General features: G+C 40.6%; 16 protein-coding genes. 10 read left to right on the top strand and 6 right to left on the bottom strand.

Annotated features, from left to right (window positions below; all coding sequences use genetic code 11):
* The coding region (locus MUS1_RS13580) for a retention module-containing protein (RefSeq protein ID WP_036163435.1) at positions 1 to 1,469 on the bottom strand (1,469 nt) is incomplete at its 3' end.
* Positions 1,470 to 1,852: 383 nt separating this feature from the next.
* Here MUS1_RS13580 and MUS1_RS13575 point away from each other — a divergent pair.
* The 4 genes from MUS1_RS13575 (at position 1,853) to arsJ (ending at position 6,342) form a co-directional block, all read left to right on the top strand.
* Complete coding sequence (locus MUS1_RS13575; RefSeq protein ID WP_036163433.1) at positions 1,853 to 3,343, top strand: SulP family inorganic anion transporter; 1,491 nt, start codon at positions 1,853 to 1,855, stop codon at positions 3,341 to 3,343.
* Between the two features lie 267 nt (positions 3,344 to 3,610).
* Positions 3,611 to 3,955 carry a metalloregulator ArsR/SmtB family transcription factor gene (locus MUS1_RS13570; protein WP_036163431.1) on the top strand — a complete coding sequence of 115 codons (345 nt, stop codon included), beginning with the start codon at positions 3,611 to 3,613 and terminating at the stop codon, positions 3,953 to 3,955.
* A 75-nt stretch (positions 3,956 to 4,030) separates the two neighbouring features.
* On the top strand, positions 4,031 to 5,038 hold the full coding sequence (locus tag MUS1_RS13565; RefSeq protein ID WP_036163429.1) for an ArsJ-associated glyceraldehyde-3-phosphate dehydrogenase: 1,008 nt from the start codon (positions 4,031 to 4,033) through the stop codon (positions 5,036 to 5,038).
* An 80-nt stretch (positions 5,039 to 5,118) separates the two neighbouring features.
* Positions 5,119 to 6,342 (top strand): organoarsenical effux MFS transporter ArsJ, encoded by a 1,224-nt coding sequence (gene arsJ, locus MUS1_RS13560; protein WP_036163427.1) that lies wholly within the window; start codon positions 5,119 to 5,121, stop codon positions 6,340 to 6,342.
* Positions 6,343 to 6,484: 142 nt separating this feature from the next.
* On the opposite strand, the gene MUS1_RS13555 is transcribed toward arsJ, so the two are convergent.
* Together MUS1_RS13555 and MUS1_RS13550 are read right to left on the bottom strand one after the other, a co-directional pair.
* Positions 6,485 to 8,638, bottom strand: coding sequence for a retention module-containing protein (locus MUS1_RS13555; RefSeq protein WP_036163426.1), 2,154 nt, complete (start codon positions 8,636 to 8,638; stop codon positions 6,485 to 6,487).
* A gap of 146 nt (positions 8,639 to 8,784) precedes the next feature.
* Positions 8,785 to 9,267 (bottom strand): DUF2947 family protein, encoded by a 483-nt coding sequence (locus tag MUS1_RS13550; RefSeq protein ID WP_036163425.1) that lies wholly within the window; start codon positions 9,265 to 9,267, stop codon positions 8,785 to 8,787.
* A gap of 144 nt (positions 9,268 to 9,411) precedes the next feature.
* On the opposite strand from MUS1_RS13550, the gene MUS1_RS13545 reads away from it, so the two are divergent.
* Together MUS1_RS13545 and MUS1_RS13540 are read left to right on the top strand one after the other, a co-directional pair.
* On the top strand, positions 9,412 to 9,597 hold the full coding sequence (locus tag MUS1_RS13545) for a hypothetical protein (protein WP_036163424.1): 186 nt from the start codon (positions 9,412 to 9,414) through the stop codon (positions 9,595 to 9,597).
* A 148-nt stretch (positions 9,598 to 9,745) separates the two neighbouring features.
* Positions 9,746 to 10,390: an HAD family hydrolase gene (locus tag MUS1_RS13540; RefSeq protein ID WP_036163423.1), complete on the top strand. Its 645-nt coding sequence runs from the start codon at positions 9,746 to 9,748 to the stop codon at positions 10,388 to 10,390.
* Between the two features lie 26 nt (positions 10,391 to 10,416).
* On the opposite strand, the gene MUS1_RS13535 is transcribed toward MUS1_RS13540, so the two are convergent.
* Positions 10,417 to 11,445: a nucleoid-associated protein gene (locus MUS1_RS13535; RefSeq protein WP_036163422.1), complete on the bottom strand. Its 1,029-nt coding sequence runs from the start codon at positions 11,443 to 11,445 to the stop codon at positions 10,417 to 10,419.
* Positions 11,446 to 11,532: 87 nt separating this feature from the next.
* On the opposite strand from MUS1_RS13535, the gene MUS1_RS13530 reads away from it, so the two are divergent.
* The 4 genes from MUS1_RS13530 (at position 11,533) to MUS1_RS13515 (ending at position 14,326) form a co-directional block, all read left to right on the top strand.
* Positions 11,533 to 11,853 (top strand): hypothetical protein, encoded by a 321-nt coding sequence (locus MUS1_RS13530; protein WP_036163421.1) that lies wholly within the window; start codon positions 11,533 to 11,535, stop codon positions 11,851 to 11,853.
* Between the two features lie 101 nt (positions 11,854 to 11,954).
* A complete protein-coding gene (locus MUS1_RS13525; RefSeq protein ID WP_036163419.1) occupies positions 11,955 to 12,377 on the top strand; it encodes a VOC family protein in 423 nt (140 codons plus the stop codon).
* Positions 12,378 to 12,520: 143 nt separating this feature from the next.
* Positions 12,521 to 13,162, top strand: coding sequence for an OmpA family protein (locus MUS1_RS13520; protein ID WP_036163418.1), 642 nt, complete (start codon positions 12,521 to 12,523; stop codon positions 13,160 to 13,162).
* Positions 13,163 to 13,612: 450 nt separating this feature from the next.
* On the top strand, positions 13,613 to 14,326 hold the full coding sequence (locus MUS1_RS13515) for a FadR/GntR family transcriptional regulator (RefSeq protein ID WP_036163454.1): 714 nt from the start codon (positions 13,613 to 13,615) through the stop codon (positions 14,324 to 14,326).
* A gap of 534 nt (positions 14,327 to 14,860) precedes the next feature.
* Here the strand turns inward: MUS1_RS13515 and MUS1_RS13510 are convergent.
* Both MUS1_RS13510 and MUS1_RS13505 read right to left on the bottom strand, forming a co-directional pair.
* Positions 14,861 to 16,987: a methylmalonyl-CoA mutase family protein gene (locus tag MUS1_RS13510; protein WP_051436285.1), complete on the bottom strand. Its 2,127-nt coding sequence runs from the start codon at positions 16,985 to 16,987 to the stop codon at positions 14,861 to 14,863.
* Positions 16,984 to 17,925 carry a Pnap_2097 family protein gene (locus MUS1_RS13505; RefSeq protein WP_036163416.1) on the bottom strand — a complete coding sequence of 314 codons (942 nt, stop codon included), beginning with the start codon at positions 17,923 to 17,925 and terminating at the stop codon, positions 16,984 to 16,986. Before MUS1_RS13505 ends, MUS1_RS13510 begins: the two co-directional genes overlap by 4 nt.
* Between the last annotated feature and the right edge of the window lies 1 nt (position 17,926).

Raw genomic sequence — 17,926 nt, 5'->3', positions numbered from 1 at the left:
GCTGCATCGACTGTATGAGTTGAAGTAGTTGATGCTGAATACGAGTTACCGGCATTATCTTCACCTGTTACGGTGGCGACAAAAGATGTATCAGCAGCAAGATCACTTCCACTAACATCCACACTCCATGTACTATTGGCTAAAACTAAGGCTGTATACGAAGTGCCATTTATCGTCATCGACACCAAGTCGCCTAACGATACATCTCCCGCTACTCGGCCCGACACAGTAACTGTGCTTTCACTTTCTGTAGCATTTACAAGATCATCTTCAGTGATACTATCGACCCTAATAATTGCACTGGCGGCGGTATCCACAAAATACTTTTCAGTGGATGTCGCATCACCCTCTTGACCAATACTATTGCCAACACTTACAGTCCCGAAGACAATTGTATCTGCATCTGCTGTGAGATCATTACCATCTACTTCAACAGACCAACCACCATCCTCTACATTTACTTCTGTTTTATATTCAGCTCCATTGATTACTAGCGTTACTTCCCCACTGTCAAATTCATCTCCTGTAACTATTCCTGTTACCGTAACAGTAGATGAAGCTTCAGCTGCGTTAACAACACTATCTTCAGTAATAGGGTCAATATCAAGATTAACAAGAAGCTTACTTTGATCCATTTCGTAGGTTGCAGTAGAGATACTTTCAACTGTATTTCCATCACTGTTACTTGAAGTGACAACAACATCGAACGATGTGTCTGTAGCCAAATCAGAACCCGCAACGTCGACAGACCATGTACCATCTGCAGATACGCTTGTGCTGTATGTAACATTGTTAATAACGAATACAACGGAATCACCAGTAGAAATATCACCGCCATTCGCACTGCCAGATACAGTAACCGTACCTGAGGCCTCTTCCGAGCTAATAACGCCATCGGAAGTAATAGTATTAATAGTGACCACACCTGCAATTGCATCAGAGGGACCAGAAGAACCAGCAGAAAATTGGGTAACACTTCTTTCTGTAGCATCTTTACCTGTGTCATAACCATAAGTAGGTAGAGTATTCATCCCATACCCTATAGGAGCGTCCCCGCCTATACGCTCAACAGAAACATCTACACGATCCTGATTTTCTGCATCATCACCAGCTGCTGGTGCATCTTGAACAAGAGTAGGGTCATCACCAGCCAAAATAGCCGCTTGCAATGCTTCTGCTTCAGCAACTGAATCTGCAACAAGCTCTTCAGCGTCTCCTGTATTATAAACTTCATCTGTGATTTCAACGACTGAGTCAGGGCCTATTACAACATCAGTACCATCAATAAAACTAATAGTGACACTACCGTTTGCGCCTGTAACAACGGTTTCTCCGAAGAAAACAGAATCACCAACCTGAGCGACTCGCTCCTGACCATCAATAGATGTAATTGTCACTGAACCACTTAATTTAGTGATTACGCCAATAGCTGTACCTGATGTTTCGAAAGATGTTTGGCTGTCGCTCATGATGAATCTCCTGGACTCTAAATAAGACGGAATAATTTACTAGTTATGTATAAAGTAGAACAATACAAGCAAGACTTCTATTGTACCTTGGTACAGTCATTGTATTTATTTGTTGCTTTTAAACAGCACGCTCATAAATCACAGCCTTCGACAGTCTTATTATTGCTATACCCAACTCAAATCTTTATAATTTTCGCCACTTCGACTTTGACTTCAGTCATCCACAGATTCCCACTTCCTGTAATCTGTTTCAAAGTCTATCTGATCTTCTCGTCAAGTCTGTATGGGAATGTCATGCATTTGCCATACTCTGGCGCAATAACCTCAAGCCGCTTGCAATAAAAGTAACGACTTATTTTTCTTATGAATTCAGAAGGTAATAAATGATCGATTCGATAAAACGAGATTGGTTCTCGAACATAAAAGGCGACTCACTCGCTGGTACCGTTGTTGCCCTTGCGTTGATACCTGAAGCTATTGCTTTTTCTATCATTGCAGGTGTTGACCCGAAAGTTGGTTTATATGCGTCTTTTTGTATCGCCGTCATCATCTCTTTTGTTGGTGGTCGTCCAGGCATGATCTCCGCAGCAACGGGTGCAATGGCTTTATTAATGGTGACATTGGTAAAAGATCATGGCCTAGAATACCTATTGGCAGCCAGTTTATTAACTGGTGTCATTCAGATTTTTGCTGGATATTTGAAGCTCGGTTCTTTAATGCGATTTGTTTCTCGATCCGTTGTTACTGGTTTTGTAAACGCTTTAGCTATCCTCATATTTATGGCTCAGTTACCAGAGTTAACCGATGTCACCTGGCACGTTTATGCAATGACGGCTGCAGGACTAGGCATTATTTATCTTTTCCCTTTACTTCCCGTTATTGGTAAAGCGCTCCCCTCTCCACTCGTTTGTATTGTTGTATTAACTGTTTTCGCAATGACTTACGGATTAGATATTCGTACCGTTTCAGACATGGGCGAACTGCCTGATACACTGCCAATTTTCCTATGGCCTGATGTTCCATTAACACTTGAAACATTAATGATCATTCTGCCTTACTCAATCGGCCTAGCCACTGTAGGCCTGCTAGAATCAATGATGACAGCAACTATCGTTGATGAATTCACAGATACAAGCAGTGATAAAAATCGCGAGTGTAAAGGTCAAGGCATCGCTAATATAGGTTCTAGCTTAATGGGTGGAATGGCAGGTTGCGCCATGATTGGCCAATCTGTCATCAACGTAAAGTCAGGTGGCCGTGGTCGCTTATCTACTTTCATAGCCGGTTTATTATTGTTAATCATGGTTGTTTTCCTTGACGACCTAATTGGGCAAATTCCAATGGCAGCCTTGGTTGCCGTAATGATCATGGTCTCTATCGGTACTTTCTCTTGGGAATCTATTACCAATTTGACAAAGTACCCCGTTTCCACAAACGTTGTCATGTTAACCACAGTCGTAATCGTTGTTGCAACACACAACTTAGCATTAGGTGTATTTTCTGGCGTATTGCTCGCCTCTATGTTTTTTGCCAATAAAATTGGTCGTTTCATGGTCGTCATGAACGATAAAAACCAAAGTACAACACACCGTACATACAAAGTAATCGGACAAGTCTTTTTTGCCTCAGCAGATCAATTTAATGCGTATTTTGATTTCAAAGAGTCCATTGAAAGAGTTACGATCGATTTATCTGAAGCGCATTTTTGGGACATCACAGCTGTATCTTCTTTAGATAAAGTCGTGATTAAATTCCGACGAGAAGGTACTGAAGTCAAAGTCATTGGCATGAATGAAGCCAGCGCAACAGTTGTCGATAAATTTGGGGTTCATAACAACCCTGAAGAAGTTGAAAAAGTGATGGGCGGACATTAATGACGAGTAATTGTGGTTGATAATGCCAGGCTCTGACATACAGTCAAAAAAGAACCTGACATTATAAACAACAAATAAAAATCAAAAAAAAACGGTCTCTTCGGAGCCCGTTTTTTTTTCAGTGTATTTTAGGACAGGGAACTCTTATTGAAATATGACAATTAGATTAAACTTTAAAGAATATAAAATATATGATTTTACATATATATAAATACACATATACAATTCGATCAAGAACACATTAACAACCAAGAGCACTCAAACGCTATGAACCCTACCCTATTTTTTAAAGCACTGGCCGACGACACGAGATTACGCTGTCTTTTATTAATTACACAATCAACTGAACTGTGCGTTTGTGAACTCATGGCTGCACTCGACGAAACTCAGCCCAAGATATCACGCCACCTAGCTCAACTGCGTAAGAGCGGTTTACTTACTGACAGGCGGCAAGGTCAATGGGTGTTTTACAAACTTCACGTAGACCTACCAGAATGGGCACAACAAGTTTTAAAAACAACGTTACATAGCCAAACACAATGGCTACAAGACAATATTAAACAGTTAGAAAATATGGGCAGCCGACCAGAACGTTTAACCGTCTGTTGCTAGCTTTTATTTCAAAAAAAGAAACAGATTTTTATAGATAAAACCTAATTTTCAAGAATCACAACACGGAGACAAACAATGACGATCAAAGTAGGGATTAACGGATTCGGTCGCATGGGCCGACTTTCTTTTCGCGCTGCGTTTGATTGGGACGATGTAGAATTTGTCCAGATCAATGACGCTACCGGCGATGCTGCAACCCTTGCTCACCTTGTTAATTTTGACTCTGTTCATGGCCGTTGGAATCACAACACCACCAGCGACGGTGACACAATCTTGATTAACGGTCAAAAAATCCAATGCACAAAAAATCGAGACATAGCGGCAACAGATTGGTCTCAATGTGACGTGGTCATTGAAGCCACTGGTGTAATGAAAACCAAAGCCCTTCTGCAAGCTTACCTTGATCAAGGCGTCAAACGTGTTGTCGTGACAGCACCTGTAAAAGAAGACGGCGTATTAAACATTGTTATGGGCGTCAACGATAAAAACTACGACCCAAGCCAACACCCAATCGTCACGGCTGCATCTTGTACCACCAACTGCTTAGCCCCTGTGGTAAAAGTCCTGCACGAATCCATCGGCATCAAACATGGTTCCATGACCACCATTCATGACATAACCAATACACAAACCATTATCGATGCACCCCACAAAGATTTACGTCGCGCCCGTGCTTGCGGCAGCAGCTTAATCCCAACAACAACCGGTTCAGCGACCGCCATTACGCATATTTTCCCAGAATTAAAAGGCAAGCTAAACGGTCATGCGGTTCGCATTCCATTAACAAACGCATCATTGACCGATTGCGTTTTTGAGATGAACCGCGCCACCACAGAAGCAGAAATAAACCAACTACTTAAAACCGCAAGCGAAGGCGAATTGAAAGACATCCTTGGCTACGAAGAGCGCCCATTGGTCTCTATCGATTACAAAACCGATCCGCGCTCTAGCATCATTGACGCACCAAGCACCATGGTCATCAATGGCACTCAAGTGAAGCTGTATGTTTGGTATGACAATGAATGGGGTTACGCCAATCGCACTGCAGAACTGATGCGTAAAGTCGGTCGTTTGGATAAATAAGCTCGGATAAAAAATAATTTAAAAACAGTCCCAAGACCGTTTCTTTCATTCGCAACAACATCAAAGCAGAAGACGAGACCATGCTTTCACAACTACCTCAGAGCGTTCGCCAATATTTGATCGTCACAGGCAACTATTGGTGCTTTACCCTTACCGATGGCGCATTGCGCATGCTGGTTGTTTTGTATTTTTACGAATTAGGTTACGGTGCATTAGACATCGCTCTGCTCTTCGTTTTTTATGAAGCTTTTGGCGTCGTCACCAACTTATTTGGTGGTTGGCTTGGCGCACGCTGGGGACTCAACCGAACCATGAATATTGGACTCGGTATGCAAATTGCCGCACTCGGAATGCTCTTAGCACCAGGTTCTTGGTTGACAGTCATTTGGGTTATGGCAGCACAAGCTTTGTCTGGCATCGCCAAAGACTTGAATAAAATGAGTGCTAAAAGTTCCATCAAAGTCTTAGTGCCCAATGACGAAAGTGGTCAACTTTATCAATGGATTGCCTTACTAACAGGTTCAAAAAACGCCTTAAAAGGGATAGGTTTCTTTATTGGAGGGTTACTGCTAACGACCGTTGGTTTCCATCAAGCCATTCTCATTATGACGTTAGCGCTGGGTTTGGTGTGGGCATTCAGTCTTTGGCAATTAAAAGAAGATCTTGGCAAATCAAAAAGCAAACCTAAGTTCGCTGAAATTTTCTCTAAAAGCAGAGAAATCAATATTCTCTCTGCGGCCCGCATGTTTCTTTTCGGCGCACGTGATGTGTGGTTTGTGGTCGCGCTGCCAGTGTATCTAAGTAGTCAATTTGGTTGGGATCATTGGACCGTTGGCGGGTTCTTAGCACTTTGGGTAATTGGCTATGGTATCGTTCAAAGTCTTGCTCCACACATTACAGGCAAACGCAGTAAACAAATGCCTAGCGCCAAAATTATCACTTTATGGGCATTAGCATTAACGTTTTTACCTGCAGGCATAGCGATCGGTTTGCAATTATCTTTCTATCCGCAAATCGTCCTATTAGGTGGCCTTATTTTATTTGGTGCTGTCTTCGCGGTGAATTCATCACTGCATAGCTACTTCATCGTTCAGCTCGCCAGTAAAGACGGCGTTTCTATGGATGTGGGATTTTACTATATGGCCAACGCCATGGGGCGGTTGATTGGGACATTGCTATCAGGATGGATCTATCAAGAGTACGGTTTAATCAGTTGCTTGTGGGTATCTTTTGTTTTTTTACTTCTCACCAGTATTATTTCGCTTTGGTTACCTAAGCAAATCAAAGAACAATCTGCTTTTTAATCTACGTCATACTAAAGCGACATGAGAGCCAAAAAACAATAAAAAACCAAACTGAGTTATTCATACTCAGTTCGGTTCTTATATTAACCACAAACGCGTTACCATTTTCTAAACAGCACACTTAGAACTGCACGTTTAAAATCTAACCATTAATGCTAATGCTGTATTCTTGATCATTAAAAGCAGCCTGCATCATACCCTCAACAATCACAGTGCTATTAGTGTCAAAATCGTAACCTGAACCAACACCAAAAGTAACGCCTGCAATATCACCACCCTCTTCATTCTGTTCCAAAACGTCCGCATTCACAGATAAAAATTCGGTAACAGCGTCTTTATTTTCAGCACCACCCAACAAGCCTGTCAATGACGCCGCTACATCCAATCCATTGTCTTTACTATCGAAGTCAGTAATCACATCAAGCGCAAAATCATCGTCTCCAGCAGCTATCAAGGTATCGGTATTACTACCATCAAGATCAAGCGTTCCACCGATTAATATATCATCGCCCTCATCAGTCGATGCGACATCTTCTATGGAGTCATCTGCTGCAGAGACACTTTGAACAATGCCAATGCCAAAAACATCAGTATCAACATCAACAAGAACAACACCTGTATCTTCATCTGTGTCTTTCGTAATAACTTCCGCTCCTGAAGATAATACGACACCATTGAAACCTTCGACATTAACAATCACTTTCAACTCGCCATTCGCCAGCCCAGAGACATCCACTGTATTTTCAAAGTAAATCCAATTTCCGTCGTCATCACTGAAAAAGCCTGTATCAATTGTTAACACAGCGCCTAAACTGTCTGTAATCATAATAGAAGACACGGAATTACCAGATTCAACCCACCCACCAACCAGCAAGCTTTCAGCTTCACCTTCGGTAATAACGCCATCATAGTTTCCGTCGTCAATAAAGACATACACATCAGCAAGTGTCGCCGCTTCTATGAAATACGCTTCTGTCGTTTGGGTTGAGAAAGGGTTTCCTGCATCATCTTCGCCTGAAACGATAACCGTAATATTCGGATTCGTTTGGGTCGTGTTCGCAAGATCAGCGCCTAATACAGGGACAGTATATAAGTATTTACCATTGGCATCTTGAACATCGGATACGATGCCTCGGCCAATTTCAAGGTCATCTAAGTTGACAGTAATAAGATCGCCAGGGCGGGCGTCGTTTCCAACGTAACCTGTAATATCAACCGTTTCTCCAACGGCAGATTCAGCGGCACTTATCGTTGCATCATCCGTGACTTTATAGGTATCAATTTGACCAAATGCTTTTGTATCCACTGTATGCGCAGAACTTCCTGTAGTCTCTACTGTATTTCCAACGGCATCATTTGAACTCACAATTGCTGTAAATTGCGCATCGTCTGCTAAATCAGAACCCGCCACATCAACCGACCAGTTATTAAATGAATCAACAATGCTTGTATAGGTAACGTGATTAACAACCAAAGTCACCAGATCGCCCTCACTGATATCACCACCAGCTGCGGTCCCCGTTATTGTGATGATCTGATTGTTTTCAGTTAAATTAATGACATCATCTTCTGTGATGTCATTAATCAGAACGGTTCCTGCATCAGCAGTTGTGTCTGCCACAATAGAAACGTTTGGCACTGGTATACTATTTGGAGCAGAAGACACATCTGGACTAAGAGAGCCGCCAGAATCAGTCGTTGTCTCTATTCCAAAGATAGAAACTACACTTCCTTCTTCGGCGCCAGAAACCACTTCTTCTGAGCTTAAAGCTAAATCAGATGAACCTACTCGCGTTTCATAGCTGACATCGAATAGAGAACTTGAAGACTTACCATCTGTATCAAAGCCATAACTAGGTAATGCAGTTTTGTTATTACGAAAAACTGTCACATCAACCCGTTGCTGATCATCAATTATACTTTCATCAGCGGCTGGAGCTTCTTGAATCAATGTTGGATCAGCCCCATTTAAAATCGCTTGTTGTAGCTCATTAGCAGAGACAATTGAACTCTGAAGCAACTCATTCATACCAATAGACTCACCTATATCACCAGGCCCATCATTAACATCTGAAAGCTCAACTATAGAGTAAGGCCCAATGGCTATTTCTGCTTTATCAATAAGAACACTACCACTATCTTGAGCAACAACTGTTTCGCTAAAAAAGACAGGATCACCTATTTTAATTAAGCGCTCCTGACTAATAATGGATTGGACGACTACCGAGCCACTAAGTTTAGTAACAGAACCAATCGTGCTTCCTAATGTGGCAAATTGCTGTTGATTGTTGTTCATAATGGCTCTTCCTAAATAGACTTTGTTGTTTATTAATAACAAGATAAGCCAATGCAGGTAAGAGCTCTATTGTACCTTGGTACAGCGTGTCGTAGTGTTTTGTAATAATTGTTACGTTAAGTTAACAAGGATTAAATTAAGAAAGACTAAGACTCTCTTAATAATAAATTCACCCAACCATTTGAATGGAATTGTGCTGCTTGCTTTTTCTTTTTACCCACCAGAACTGGACCATTGTCTAAAAACAAAAAAGCTTTCCAAGCTCGCTTAAAAACACCCCAAGGCAATTCAAAGACCAACTCATTATGACAACAAAAAAACACCAGCGTATCTTCACCCCATGTAGAAAAATGCGCTAAAACATCTTCAGGTAGCGCTTCTTTGTCACTATCCCAGGTTCTTTCCCATTGAACCTTAGTGATTTCCAACTGAGAATTCGTTTTTTTTAACCAATCTCTATCCGTAAAATGATCTGGATGAATCTGCTCATCACTAATGTAAGAAAGCCAAATTTGACTGGCTCTTTGTTCACTTAGAAGATGAATTCTTTCTAAATCTTCTTGTTCTACTTTTGGATCATTTCGCTTAAAAATCCATTGTTTTGAAAAACGCTCTAACGGTTGATACAAGACTGTTTCCTTAGCAAATTTAAATAGTGAAAAAAACTAACCTTTAGGGTGAAAAAGGATCGTTTGTTGAATGGGTCATGCTTATCTAACATTGCATTTGTTGTAATAAAACAACATTTTAATCAATTAACACCGGAGAATACTATGGACTCTCAACAACAATACGAAGCATTACTAGCAAAGTGGGGCTTTGTTGACACTATGGCTGAAGACTATGCACGTCGTCAAAAACGCGCTCGCAGAGCAAAAGCCGTTGTCGTTTTTTTCAAATCAATCGTTACTTCAATTAAGAAAAGTAATGTTCGCCAACAAGAGCTTAGCCAAGCCTAACCTTGAAAGTATAAAAACCACGTCAGTGGCATAATTATATAATAGATAGAATTTTTAAAGGGGAGAAAAATAATAACGCTCCCTCCCTTCCTTCTCTGCCCCACAATTCGTTATGATCTTTCTTCATTCACAACGAACCACCTTACTTATGATTTTCTCTTATAAAGCCGTTATTTTTGATTGTGATGGTGTCATTGTTGACACTGAAACCATATCCAATGAAATCTTCACCTCGATGTTACACCAACTTGGTTTGGATATTGACGAGCAAACCCTGCTAGAAAAATTCACTGGTTTTACTAATGAAGAAACCCTTAAAAATGCAGAGCATTTATTAGGCAAGCCTTTACCTGAAAATTTCGATGCTGAATACAGGCAACGATTTCATGCCATCATTCATGAGCATTTAGAACCTATTAATGGCGTACGAGAATTACTTCATAAAATAACAGCGCCAATTGCAATGGCAACCAATGCTCGTCGTACAGAAATGGACATGAAGCTTGAAAAAATCGGCTTGTCTGACAAATTCGCTACTCGCTTTTGTGTTGAAGACGTTGAAAACGGAAAACCTGAACCGGATATCTATTTAAAAGCAGCAAAAGCACTCAAGGTTGATCCACAAGACTGTTTAGTCATTGAAGATTCTATTGCAGGCATAAGAGCTGGCTGTGCAGCGGGAATGAGAGTTCTCGCATATAGCGATGCATTCGATAAAGCATTACAAACTACTGCAGGTGCAACCGCATGTTTCAAATCCATGCAAGAACTAGAAGGTTTGTTAGGGCTTTAATAGTTAAAGCCCCTTTCGTCACAACCCTAGTTAGACATAGATTGCAGCTGTTTCAATAAGCTTTTTGGCAGATCTTTGATCGTCAATGTACCTGTGTCAGCATCAAACTCAACTGACTCACCAAGTAAATCACTATTGAAACTCAAAGTTAATGCCCTTGAACTCCCTGATAAACGAGTTAGTTTTTTCAGGGCTGCTTTTTCGACAAAGATTTCCTTCTCCATTTTAAAGCTATCTGAGTCAGCAATTTCTAAAAACTTATTAGCCTGTTCTATTGAAAATCGTGATTCCACTTCAGAAGCAATTTCTTTAATGGCTAAAGGCTCACGATCTTCTGCCTTGGCTTGGCAGTGTTCAGAAACAACCTTTTTAAATTCGTTTGCTTGCTTTGATGGAAACCCTTCAGACTGACAAAAGGCCGAGGTCAAATCGACTAGTTTACGCGTTTCTTTTGCAGCGGCTTTCGGCTCATCACAACCAATAAATTGAGTAAAGTATTCACTTTCAGATTTAGGTGCACGACCAAAACGAAAAGCAATATAGCGCCCTTCATCACCGGATTGCCAAGCGGTTAAATTAATTCGCAAAGCCATGTGCAGCTTTTCCATCTCAATTTGCTCAATTTGAGAAAAACTAAGATCCGCACCAAGGCCTATTCCTTTTTTACGCTTCAACATAACAATGTATAAAAAATGCGTGTCATGCAATTCATAGTGGTTAAACCACAACAACCCACCTTCAGCCTCTTCTACAGGCTCAAGATATTTTAAATATTCTGCGGCGCAGTTTTTAGTGAAACCAGCGAAGTCTGCAAAATCGTTATCTTTAAAATGCTTAAACAACAACGCGGGCAACTGCGCCCCCTCTTCACTTCCTTGAGGATTAACAAAACGCCCTGTATTCATGCCTGAACGATTGAATAAGTTCGTCACCTGCATAGAAAGTGCCTCTGCCTGTCCATCTACAGGGTTTTCATTTGGACGCGCAATAAGTATTGCCTTACGCTCGCCTTCGTTCTTTTGGATTTCATGTACAATTAAGTTGCTAATAGACACCAGCTACCTCTTCCGTTTAGTATGGATAAATTACGACCAACTCTCAAACCACTTACTTCAAGCAGGATGCTCTTCAACTAAAACGCTATGATTAAACCCAAGACCACAAAAAAAGACACTCGAAAAGAACTAGAGTCTTTGGTAGATCAATTTATCAAGGCGAAAGGTGAAATCCAACAGGTTAACATGGGAGAATCTGGCTTAGTTGATGGAAAGTATAACACGAGCCACATTGGCTTTAACGAACCAAAGCAAGACAGAACACCATTAAATCATGTTGTTGCCGCTCTTCAGCAAAGAAAAAATCAAAAACCTGCATCTTCCCCTACTCCTACCAAAAAAAGACCAAAGAAAAAAATCATCTATGATGACTTTGGCGACCCTCTAAGGTGGGTTTGGGAAGAGTAAGTAAAAAGGAAGAAATAAATAATTCTTATCGATTACTTTGAATTGTGATACTGATACTGCAACAATAGAAAAATATGATTCAAGCAAATTAAGGACTTTTTATGTCTATTCGATATTTACACGCCATGCTAAGAACAAATAAACCAGAAGAAAGCCATCACTTTTATACTCAGGGCTTAGGTTTAATAGAAACCAGACGTAAAAACAGTGAAAAAGGTCAATTTACCCTAATCTATTATGCTACTGTAGAAGGCGCACCAGAAGTAGAGCTTACTCATAACTGGGGGGATCGCAGTTACTCAGGTGGAGATCAATTTGGACACTTGGCTTTTGAAGTGGATGATATCTACAAAACCTGTGAGAAGCTTCAATCTATTGGCGTCACTATCTTACGTCCACCTCGTGACGGCCATATGGCTTTTGTTAAAGACCCTAACAACATTTCAATTGAGTTACTTCAAAAAGGCGACTCACTTGAAAAAAAAGAGCCATGGGCTTCAATGAAGAATATCGGTAGCTGGTAAACATTACACGACTGTAGAAGTTACACTTCCTTACAAAAAGGTTTTTTCTTAAAACAACGCTACAAAAGCACGGTAGTATCAAGACAAAGTATCTCTTAATATGTACAAATCGGAAGCAATCAAACAAGTGGTGGTGCAACACAATGAAAAGTATAATTAAAAAAATTAGCATTATTGGTATGGCATTCGCTTTTAGTCATGCCGCTATCGCTGCTGAAAGCTTATACTCGTCAAACGTTCAATCTGGTCTTGTTGATACAGACAAAGATGGCGTCATTGGTGCCCGTGACCTTTGCCCATCGACACCAAATGGTTCTGCGGTCGACAACAATGGATGCCCTGCACAAACTACACAGCTATTATCAATTGAATTAAATGTATTATTTGATTCAGGTAAAGCTGAAATCAGTCCTCGTTTTTATTCCGAATTACAAGAACTTGCAGCATTCCTTCAACAGAACCCAAACAGTACGGCTGTAATTGAAGGCCACACAGATGATAAAGGTTCAGAAAAACTAAACCGCGAACTATCTCAAAAACGAGCATCAGCAATAGCAGATGTTCTAGTAGATCGCTTTAGAATCCAACCAGATAGAGTTAAAGGTATTGGTTACGGCGAATCACGCCCTATTGATAGCAACCTTACAGAAGAAGGTCGCGCTCAAAATCGTCGTGTTGTTGCTGAAGTTTATGCTCAAAAGGAAATCGTAAACGAACGATGGACTATTTTTAGTGTAGACAATGGCAATGGCAATACAAACACTGCATTAAATAATATTTACTAAAAAAATTATTTGTAGGGTTTTCTTTTTAAATAGAGAAACTCTACATAATCGACCTTTAGATAACCCTAAGACGCCACACAGGTCATCCCTCTTTTTCACAAAAATTGTTCATATCTAAATTATTGAACAATTTGTAACTCTAACAACACACTCAACAATGACTTATAACTCTATCAATACAAGGTAAAAATACCTTTACTTCAAACCAACACCCTTAAAAACACAAACAATTTCCATCCCTCTTTTAGTATGGAAACTCAAAAAAAATGTGTCTTTATTAATCCACGAAGAAAATAAAAAAAACTACCAAACCATTTTTTGTATTACAATTATTCAAATGAACCATCAAAAAACAACATTAACTTGTGTTAGAATCTGCAGATCGATTCCTAATAAATACCAATCAGAGATCGACTAATGCGCATTGAGTCTAAAAAAGTTAAGGACATTATGAATAATAATTTTTCTAATATATCTATGTCTTCTAGAAGTTTACATGTACAAGTGGCTCGAAGTATCGCACGTCGAATTTTATCTGGCGATTTAGAACAAGGCTCTATCGTCCCAAATGAAATGACTCTTTGTGAACAATTTGGTGTAAGTAGAACTGCGTTAAGAGAAGCCATAAAACTTCTGACGTCGAAAGGTTTACTGACATCACGCCCTAAAATCGGAACAAAGGTAGTTAATAGAGCTTACTGGAACTTTCTAGACCCTCAAATGATTGAGTGGATGGATGGCTTAAGTGACGCAAAAGTTTTTTGCAGTCAGTTTCTTGGCTTAAGACGTGCTGTAGAACCAGAAGCATGTGCTCTTGCTGCAATTCACGCAACGGCAGAACAAAGAATAGAGCTATCTGAAATCTTTCAAAAAATGGTCCAAATAACTGAAAATTTTGATCAAGAAGCTTGGACTGAAGTAGATTTAAGTTTTCATAGGTTAATATTCAATTCAACCAACAATGATTTTTATCTACCGTTTGGTAACATTCTCACCACCATGTTTAAAACGTTTATTTTACATTCCTCCATGCATGGAGCCGTTTGTTTAAATGAACATCGTTTAATTTATGAAGCAATCATGGCTGGAAATAGTGCGGCAGCCAAAGCCGCTTCTGTAGACCATCTACAATCTGGTAAACATCGATTACCAGAAACTGAATAACTCCGCTTAAAATCAAAAAAGCCTTTTCGACCTAAGAAATATTTATGTCAAAGAGGCTTCGATTGATAGCCACTCTTCCAATCCCACTTTACATATTACTTTTACAGAGACTTAATTTTTCACATTAAGAGTAGTAGCCCTCTAAATCAACAACGACCAAACAATCCCATCGTTTAAATCAAATACAAACAAAAAGCCATAACAACTAAATTGTTATGGCTTTCGAAAAGCATAGAGCTACGTTTAGTTTATAAACTTAAGATTCAGCATCAACCGCATCATCTACCGTTTTTACCAACAGTAAACCTACAGCTAATACAATTACATCACAGAACAAGAAGACGCCACGTCCCCACAATGGATTAGGAATCAAGCACATTCCCATTACACTAACGCGGAACGAGAGGAATAACCTAGCGCCTTTAATATTATTGTATTAACGAAAGCCAAGCCCTTATTTTCCCTGTGCCTAAGCAATTAATAAACGCTGGAGAAGATAGGTTTTCGATAATATGATGACCAATTGCACGGCGGCTAAATGGATTCACTAACTTCATTTTGTACTTCTTTATAATGAGCACGAAAACTAGGCAAAGTAAGATCGTCACTCAGCCGAGTAGATAAAACACGGTATAACGCCAAAGCGATATCATTGAGGCTATGACGAGCGGTAAAAACACAATCGACATTTAATTGTTCAAATAGGTTTTCTTCGTCAATAGGAATAACGCCGCCCAGCACCAACGGGCAGTCGCCCCGCAATGACGCCAATAATGTTGAGACAAAGGATTGCTGCGCCCCAGATAACACAGACAAACCGATGCAATCGTAATGCTGCCTCAAATCGGCTTTTATAATGTCGTCCGTCGTAGAAAAAACAGGCAGGTAATCCACTTCAATCTCCAGATCATTAAGCAGCGACACAATCACTTTTGCGCCACGGTCATGGCCGTCCAATCCGACTTTTGCGACCAAGAAACGCAGTTTTCGCCCAATCTGATCCGATAGAATCTGAAAGGCTTCCACCGTTTTTACATCTAAGCTTTGCTTAAACGAGGCTTGCTTGATTGTTTCTGGCTTACTGTATCTTGCCTGTTCATCGGTTAATGCTTGAATGCATTCGCCAACGGTTGCTCGTAAACGAATAGCGGTAATGACGAATGGCATTAAATTTTGTTTATTACAGGCCGCGGTTTTCAGTTCATCTAGGGCTTTTTGAACAGATTGGTTGTTACGCTTTAATTTAAGGCGAGCCATTTTTTGGGTTTGTTGAGAAAGGGTTTTCTCAGCGTTAATGGTCTTCTTTTCTTTCTTTGAAAAAGCGGCTATCGATTCGTTTTGCGTTGCTGATGATGACGTTGCTAAATCGCTTTTTTTACCAATAATTATTTTGTCTTGGTTCTCTTCTGCGATTGCCGCTTGTAAGGCATGTTGGTGGATAAACGCCGTCAGCTCTCCTGTTTCAACCAAAGATCGAACACCACCTTGCTCGTCTATTTCTTGTTGAATTTGATGAGCATAATCAATGATGTTTTGAGTCGCGGTTTCCATCATATAAGAGCCGCCCCAAGGATCGACCACATCACTGATGCCTGTTTCATTTAATAAGACTAATTGAGTATCCAGAGCCACTTTGCTGGCTTGATCAGAAGGCAAAGAAACCGCCTCATCATAAGAATTAGTATGAAGAGATTGTGTGCCACCAAACACACCAGCCATCGCTTCAATGGTGGTACGCACAATATTATTAAGAGGCGACATTTCTGTTAAAGAGGAGCCAGAAGTTTGGCAATGCATTTTAAGGCGTTTAGCACTGCTGGCTTGAACACCGAATTCCTCTAGCAATTCACTCCACAACAGACGCGCAGCTCTTAATTTCGCAATTTCTTTGTAAAAATCCATCCCCACGCAAAAGAAGAAACTCAAGCGTTTAGCGACTGATTCGATATCAATCCCGCGTTGCTGAAAGTGCGTTAAATACGCACGAGCATTTGCCATGGTGAGCGCCAGCTCTAATTCAGGTGTCGCGCCCGCTTCCTGAAAGTGATAACCAGAAATCGAAATGCTATTAAAACGAGGCATTTTGTCAGCACAATACGCAACGACATCAGCAACAACATCAAGAGAAAAATCTGGTGAGTGTATGTAGGTATTGCGTGCGATGTATTCTTTGAGAATGTCGTTTTGTATGGTTCCTGTTAATTGTTCTAAAGGCACACCTTGCTCTCCAGCAGCGACGATAAAACACGCCATAATCGGTAAAACTGCACCATTCATAGTCATCGACACACTGACCTTGGAGAGATCAATGCCATCAAATAATACCAACATATCTTCTACTGAATCGATGGCGACGCCAGTGCGACCGACGTCTGCTTGCGCTAATTCATGATCTGAATCGAAACCTAAATGCGTGGGCAAATCAAACGCAACCGATAAACCCGTTTGGCCTTCAGCAAGGGAACGTTTGAAAAAAGCGTTGGTTTCTAATGCGGTTTCAAACCCCGCATATTGACGAATAGTCCAAGGTTTTCTTTGATACATTTCACGGTAAGCACCTCGTACAAACGGCACTTCACCATGTGAATGACGCCATTTTTTTGAGGTTTCAGGAACGGACACATAAACGCCTTTAATTAGCTTTAAAGGAGAGATATTCATTGGTTTTCTCCTTTCTTAATCGCATCACCATGATTGGCTTGAAATGAAGAAAGAGGATGTTCCATATACGCTTTTTGAGTAGCAATATTGGCAATCGGTTTATGATCTGAGAGACGATACATGCGTCCATGATGACGAATTTCATCAGTCGTCTTGTCTATATCCTGAGTCTGCAGACTCACGAGCAGCGCATCATCCAGATTGATATTGCCGTAGTAACAAATCGTTCTTTCAAGAGTGCGCCATAAGCGCGAATCTTTTTGCTCTGTCAATTTCATTTGAAAATGTCGTTCTGCTCGATCCATAACGGATTGAAACTGAGCGAAATAGAGAAAATCCGCGCCATTAAAATCGGAATATGGACAAGGTTTATAGCTATAAAGCGGCTCTTTATCGTTAGCCTTGATATTAGCCAGGCTATCATGAGAGTTTGCAGCGTCCTCTGCATGTGCCATTCGGCCCGCTTTGTGCGCCTTCATCATTAAGGTGGACGCCTCACAAGCAGACCATTCCCCGCTAAAAACCTCGCCTCGAGCAACACTTTGATTGTTACCTTGCTCGGTACGATTAACAAAGCTCGACAATAATTCAACCTGACCACAGCACTCGCCTTCCACATGTATTTCATGGTGACTATAAGACCTCGATGAAGACACGCGTTGTAGCTGCGTATTAATCGTCAAAGTACTGTTTTCGTAAACTTTTTCAAAGGCGCCTTGGGTGATTTTTACCACCAAAAAAGCAGCATACATTTTCTGACCCTGTTGATTTATAAAGTCAGGAGTAGGTAAGCCAAGGCATTTTGCTAACGCAATCCAATGTTGGTTGCCACATTCTTTGAGCAACCAGTTTTCACTGAGCCCACCCAAAGCAAGTTGTGGCATGCCAATAACAAAATCCTCTGTCACTATTACATCAACCTCAGACTTACCTACCACG

Origin of the sequence: Marinomonas ushuaiensis DSM 15871 (assembly GCF_000521805.1) — a bacterium.
Classification (GTDB): domain Bacteria; phylum Pseudomonadota; class Gammaproteobacteria; order Pseudomonadales; family Marinomonadaceae; genus Marinomonas; species Marinomonas ushuaiensis.
This window is presented reverse-complemented; position numbering and strand designations above follow the sequence as displayed.